This window comes from Caulobacter sp. GW821-FHT05F04 (assembly GCF_059419665.1).
In genome coordinates this window covers 1-5,583 of record NZ_JBWKSF010000020.1, presented here as the reverse complement: position 1 = coordinate 5,583, position 5,583 = coordinate 1, and the positions used below count along the sequence as shown (strand labels likewise).

General features: G+C 55.0%; 3 tRNA genes and 3 rRNA genes. All 6 read right to left on the bottom strand.

Annotation, left to right across the window (positions count from 1 at the left end):
• Positions 1–3: 3 nt before the first annotated feature.
• Positions 4–80: transfer RNA gene (locus tag AC07R7_RS25880), tRNA-Met, on the bottom strand.
• A gap of 62 nt (positions 81–142) precedes the next feature.
• Positions 143–257: ribosomal RNA gene (gene rrf, locus AC07R7_RS25875) — 5S ribosomal RNA — on the bottom strand.
• A 103-nt stretch (positions 258–360) separates the two neighbouring features.
• Positions 361–3,149: ribosomal RNA gene (locus AC07R7_RS25870) — 23S ribosomal RNA — on the bottom strand.
• 294 nt (positions 3,150–3,443) lie between these two features.
• Positions 3,444–3,519, bottom strand: a tRNA-Ala gene (locus tag AC07R7_RS25865).
• Between the two features lie 64 nt (positions 3,520–3,583).
• Positions 3,584–3,660 (bottom strand) — tRNA-Ile (locus AC07R7_RS25860).
• A 189-nt stretch (positions 3,661–3,849) separates the two neighbouring features.
• A 16S ribosomal RNA gene (locus AC07R7_RS25855) occupies positions 3,850–5,333 on the bottom strand.
• The 16S, 23S and 5S rRNA genes sit together here with 3 tRNA genes alongside, the layout of an rRNA operon.
• Positions 5,334–5,583: the final 250 nt, after the last annotated feature.

Here is a 5,583-nt window from a genome sequence, read left to right as displayed (position 1 = left end):
CCTTGGGTGCGGGGACAGGATTTGAACCTGTGACCTTCAGGTTATGAGCCTGACGAGCTACCGGGCTGCTCCACCCCGCGTCAGGGTGTTTTGGATTGTGATGCAGGGTTTTTGGACTTGGGGTTCGATATCCTTTTGGCGGACCTGGCGGCGACCTACTCTCCCGCGCCTTGAGACGAAGTACCATTGGCCCAGGGGGACTTAACGACCGAGTTCGGAATGGGATCGGGTGGGGAACCCCCGGCAAAGCCACCAGGTCAGCGAAAAGGATATCACTCACGCTCCGAAGAGCGCGAGGATTGTGAAGAAGACATCAGTGTCTGAAGTAGAGCCATGCGATTGCATGGATTTGACTGAAGAACGATCAAGCCTATCGAGCTATTAGTACCGGTAAGCTCCATGCGTCGCCGCACTTCCACACCCGGCCTATCAACGTGGTGGTCTTCCACGGCTCTCAGCGAGACCTTGTTTTGAGGTTAGTTTCCCGCTTAGATGCTTTCAGCGGTTATCTATTCCACACTTAGCTACCCTGCTGCACAGCTGGCGCCATGACAGGTCCACCAGAGGTGTGTCCATCCCGGTCCTCTCGTACTAGGGACAGATCCTCTCAAGTCTCGTACACCCACGGCAGATAGGGACCAAACTGTCTCACGACGTTCTGAACCCAGCTCACGTACCACTTTAATCGGCGAACAGCCGAACCCTTGGGACCTGCTCCAGCCCCAGGATGTGATGAGCCGACATCGAGGTGCCAAACTTTGCCGTCGATATGGACTCTTGGGCAAAATCAGCCTGTTATCCCTAGAGTACCTTTTATTCGTTGAGCGATGGCCCTTCCACGCAGGACCACCGGATCACTATGGCCGACTTTCGTCTCTGCTCGACTTGTCAGTCTCGCAGTCAGGCGGGCTTATGCCATTGCACTCGACGACCGATTTCCGACCGGTCTGAGCCCACCATCGCGCGCCTCCGTTACACTTTGGGAGGCGACCGCCCCAGTCAAACTGCCCGCCACGCCATGTCCCGGACCCGGATAACGGGCCGCGGTTAGACGTCAGCAACAATAAGGGTGGTATTTCAAGGATGGCTCCACCGGAACTGGCGCCCCGGTTTCATAGCCTCCCACCTATCCTACACATGTTGCTGCTAACGCCAAGGCGAAGCTGCAGTAAAGGTTCATAGGGTCTTTCCGTCTGACCGCGGGAACCCCGCATCTTCACGGGGAATTCAATTTCGCTGAGCCTGTGCTGGAGACAGTGGGGAAGTCGTTACGCCATTCGTGCAGGTCGGAACTTACCCGACAAGGAATTTCGCTACCTTAGGACCGTTATAGTTACGGCCGCCGTTTACCTGGGCTTCAATTCAGAGCTTGCACCCCTCCTTTTAACCTTCAGGCACCGGGCAGGCGTCAGACCCTATACGTCGCCTTGCGGCTTCGCAGAGCCCTGTGTTTTTGATAAACAGTCGCTACCCCCTGGCTTGTGCCACTCTCATCTGGTTGCCCAAAAGAGAGTCACGCTTATCCCGAAGTTACGCGTGCAATTTGCCGAGTTCCTTCAGCACAGTTCTCTCAAGCGCCTTGGTATACTCTACCTGCCCACCTGTGTCGGTTTCGGGTACGGTCTCCGTTGGAGTTATTTCCAGGGACCTGTTCACTGCCGGGAGCAATCCAATAAGCCCAGACAATTTACCAGATCCGTCACTTCCAACTGGTTCAGGAATATTCACCTGATTCCCATCGACTACGCCTTTCGGCCTCGCCTTAGGGGCCGACTAACCCTGCGCAGATTAGCTTTACGCAGGAACCCTTGGGCTTTCGGCGAGAGGGTCTCTCACCCTCTTTATCGCTACTCATGTCAGCATTCTCACTTCCGATACCTCCAGCAAGGCTCACGCCTCACCTTCATCGGCTTACGGAACGCTCCGCTACCGCGTGCACAGAGTGCACACCCATACCTTCGGCGACTGGCTTGAGCCCCGTTACATTTTCCGCGCAGGTTCGCTTGACCAGTGAGCTGTTACGCTTTCTTTAAATGATGGCTGCTTCTAAGCCAACATCCTGGTTGTCAAAGCAAACCCACATCGTTTCCCACTTAGCCAGTACTTGGGGGCCTTAGATGATGGTTAGGGTTGTTTCCCTTTTCACGACGGACGTTAGCACCCGCCGTGTGTCTCCCGGATAGTTCTCTTGGGTATTCGGAGTTTGGTTAGAATTGGTACAGCTCGCGCCGCCCGCATCCATCCAGTGCTCTACCCCCCAAGGAATACGTCCGAGGCACTACCTAAATAGTTTTCGCGGAGAACCAGCTATGTCCAGGTTTGATTGGCCTTTCACCCCTATCCACAAGTCATCCGAGAATTTTTCAACATTCACCGGTTCGGTCCTCCAGTAAGTGTTACCTTACCTTCAACCTGCTCATGGATAGATCACCTGGTTTCGGGTCGTCATGCGACGTACTTATTCGCCCTATTCAGACTCGCTTTCGCTGCGCCTACACCTAACGGCTTAAGCTTGCACGGCACATGAAGTCGCTGACCCATTATACAAAAGGTACGCCGTCACCACGCGCGGTGGCTCCGACTGCTTGTAGGCTTCCGATTTCAGGATCTGTTTCACTCCCCTTGTCGGGGTGCTTTTCACCTTTCCCTCACGGTACTTGTTCGCTATCGGTCATTGAGGAGTACTTAGGCTTGGAGGGTGGTCCCCCCATGTTCAGACAGGATTTCACGTGTCCCGCCCTACTCGAGTCTGTCGCTATTTGACGCTTACGGGGCTATCACCCACTATGGCTGTGCTTCCCAGCACATTCAGCTTTATGTCACGACAGCACTGGCCTGGTCCCGGTTCGCTCGCCACTACTACGGGAGTCTCGGTTGATGTCCTTTCCTCCGGGTACTGAGATGTTTCAGTTCCCCGGGTTTGCTTAATGAACCCTATGTATTCAGGTCATTATACCTCTTCTGATCCATCCACTACGGCCCTGACCGAAGTCAGGAACAAGTGGAGTGACCATAAAGGTGGGTTTCCCCATTCGGAGATAGCCGGATCAAAGGGTGCTCGCGCCTCCCCGGCTCTTATCGCAGCGTGCCACGTCCTTCATCGCCTCTCAATGCCAAGGCATCCGTCAGAAGCCCTTATGCGCTTGATCGTTCTCAGCAAAACCCATGCGTTTTGAGACCTAGCCGCGTCACGCGGGAAGGTCTCGAGCATGAGCTCTACCTTTAGTCAGACAATGATGTCTTCTTAAGTCCATCCTTGAACCAGGTCCGTATCCCAGGGGTGAGCTACGGTTGGCGGAGGAACCCTGCCTTCACAATGTCATTTCGCATCGGCTCGAAAGCCGCTGCAAACTTGATCATTCCTCGATCGCGACTTTGTTTCCGTCGTCTTCGCTACCGCTTCGCTGCTTGAGCGAAAACGACGTGAAGACGATCAACAAAGATGGTGGAGCCAGACGGATTCGAACCGACGACATCCTGCTTGCAAAGCAGGCGCTCTACCAACTGAGCTATGGCCCCTCACACTCGGTGTGAGTTGCTTGCCCAGCGGGAGCTGGTCGGTGCGGTCCGTATGTGGAAAGAGTGGTAGGCCCGATAAGACTTGAACTTATGACCTCACGCTTATCAAGCGTGCGCTCTAACCAACTGAGCTACGGGCCCATAGGCCGCTCAGATCAGATCAGACAACAGCCTGACCCGCTCCAGGGCTCGCGATCGTGTCCTGAACCTCGACGGTCCAGAACAAGTGGAAAGAGAAACGAAGACGGCGGCGATCCGCTCATTTGTGTGCGTCTAGCGCACTAATTGGAGCCTCAATAGTCTCGTGAGAGACTGGAGAAGCATCCTTAGAAAGGAGGTGATCCAGCCGCAGGTTCCCCTACGGCTACCTTGTTACGACTTCACCCCAGTCGCTGACCCTACCGTGGTCGCCTGCCCCCTTGCGGTTAGCGCAGCGCCTTCGGGTAAAGCCAACTCCCATGGTGTGACGGGCGGTGTGTACAAGGCCCGGGAACGTATTCACCGCGGCATGCTGATCCGCGATTACTAGCGATTCCAACTTCATGCTCTCGAGTTGCAGAGAACAATCCGAACTGAGACGACTTTTAGGGATTGGCTCCCCCTCGCGGGATTGCAGCCCTCTGTAGTCGCCATTGTAGCACGTGTGTAGCCCACCTTGTAAGGGCCATGAGGACTTGACGTCATCCCCGCCTTCCTCCGGATTAACTCCGGCAGTACGATTAGAGTGCCCAGCCAAACCTGATGGCAACTAATCGCGAGGGTTGCGCTCGTTGCGGGACTTAACCCAACATCTCACGACACGAGCTGACGACAGCCATGCAGCACCTGTGTCCCAGTCCCCGAAGGGAAAGCCAGATCTCTCTGGTGGTCCGGGCATGTCAAAAGGTGGTAAGGTTCTGCGCGTTGCTTCGAATTAAACCACATGCTCCACCGCTTGTGCGGGCCCCCGTCAATTCCTTTGAGTTTTAATCTTGCGACCGTACTCCCCAGGCGGAGTGCTTAATGCGTTAGCTGCGTCACCGACATGCATGCATGCCGACAACTAGCACTCATCGTTTACGGCGTGGACTACCAGGGTATCTAATCCTGTTTGCTCCCCACGCTTTCGAGCCTCAGCGTCAGTAACGGACCAGTATGTCGCCTTCGCCACTGGTGTTCTTCCGAATATCTACGAATTTCACCTCTACACTCGGAGTTCCACATACCTCTTCCGTACTCAAGACTGCCAGTATCAAAGGCAATTCCAAGGTTGAGCCCTGGGCTTTCACCTCTGACTAAACAGTCCGCCTACGCTCCCTTTACGCCCAGTAATTCCGAGCAACGCTAGCCCCCTTCGTATTACCGCGGCTGCTGGCACGAAGTTAGCCGGGGCTTCTTCTCCGGGTACCGTCATTATCGTCCCCGGTGAAAGAATTTTACAATCCTAAGACCTTCATCATTCACGCGGCATGGCTGCGTCAGGCTTTCGCCCATTGCGCAAGATTCCCCACTGCTGCCTCCCGTAGGAGTTTGGGCCGTGTCTCAGTCCCAATGTGGCTGATCATCCTCTCAGACCAGCTACTGATCGTCGCCTTGGTGGGCCTTTACCCCACCAACTAGCTAATCAGACGCGGGCCGCTCCAATGGCGATAAATCTTTCCCCCGAAGGGCACATCCGGTATTAGCTCAAGTTTCCCTGAGTTGTTCCGAACCAAAGGGCACGTTCCCACGTGTTACTCACCCGTCCGCCACTAATCCCGAAGGATCCGTTCGACTTGCATGTGTTAGGCCTGCCGCCAGCGTTCGCTCTGAGCCAGGATCAAACTCTCAGGTTGAGTTGACATTGACTTCAGACTTCCAGTCCCGGGGGAAAACCCAGAACCAGGTATCTGGTTTGCATAGTTTCTTGACGAGTTCCCATCACACAGTGACCAACCCGAAGGTCAGCCACCATATTAATGGTGTCTTCAAGAGACCGCATTTGTCAGCGTCGAAGGTTACCTCGAAGGGTAACCGCCAGAGCGCCGCCGCCTGCGTTTCTCTTTCCAAATCAACAATGTCAAAGACCCGAACCGCCTCTCAGCG